Genomic DNA, 1,123 nt, shown 5'->3' on the forward strand with positions numbered 1-1,123 from the left:
GTGGTGAAGCCGAACATCCAGGCACTGTTCTCGGGTGAGAAGACGCCGGAACAGATTGCGCAAGACTTCATAGACAAAGGCAAACAAATCTTAGGACAGTAATTGAAGTTAAGAGGGGGTGTCCCGTTGTCCTTTTTCAGGAACGTGGGCCACTCCCTTTTTTAAAGTAAATGGCTTGACTTCGTGAATATACTTCACCCCTGCGGAAGGAGGAATTGATATGCAGACAGCCCCGACACCAGCCCAGCCCTCGCGTCCCCCAATGAAGGGATACTGGCGTGAATATGGATGGGCATATTTATTCATTTTGGCTCCTGTGCTGTTGTTCTTGATCTTTACCTTATATCCGGTCTCTTCCGCCTTTTTGATGAGCTTCCAGAAGTACAGTGTAATGGGATCCGAGTGGATTGGCGTGGACAACTACACACGGATGGCTCAGGATGACGTGTTCTGGAAATCGATGAGAAATACAGCTATATTCACCATCGGTACCGTACCGGTTAACATTATCATTACCTATGCGCTATCCTTTTTTATTTTTCAGATGAAGAATAAATGGCAAACGTTCTTCAAAGCTACGATGTATTTGCCTGCTGTCGCATCCGGCGTAACGATTTCCGTTGTCTGGCTGGCTATCTATGATCCGACGAGTGCAGGTTTATTGAACCGTTTTATCGGTTTGTTCGGACTCGATCCGGTGATTTGGCTGGGCAAATCCAATACGGCTTTGTTCTCACTTATTTTAATGAACTGGTTGGGCTCACACGGAGCCGGTATCATCTTATATCTGGCTGCAATGGGCGGTATACCGAAATCACTATATGAAGCGGCGGATATCGACCATGCCAGCGGCTGGTCCAAATTTTGGCGCATTACCTGGCCGTTGATGAAACCGACCACATTGTATTTGCTGGTAACAGGCGTCATTACATCCTTCCAGGTGTTTATCTCGGTGTATCTGATGACCCAAGGCGGACCGAACTTTGCGACAACGACGATCGCTTACTTGATCTACAGCACCGCGTTCAATTTCTATGAATTCGGGCTGGCAGCAGCACAATCTTTTGTACTCGCGGCATTGATCATCGTGATTTCGGTGATCCAGTTCAAATACTTTTCATCC

At 47.1% G+C, this 1,123-nt stretch carries 1 protein-coding gene; it reads left to right on the forward strand.

Features of this window, described 5'->3' with window-relative positions; translation table 11 throughout:
- Positions 1-220 precede the first annotated feature (220 nt).
- Positions 221-1,123, forward strand: a 903-nt coding sequence (locus tag ACFRAK_RS29425; RefSeq protein WP_394573257.1) for a carbohydrate ABC transporter permease, incomplete at its 3' end; no start/stop codon positions are given.

Source organism: Peribacillus sp. NPDC056705, assembly GCF_043656335.1.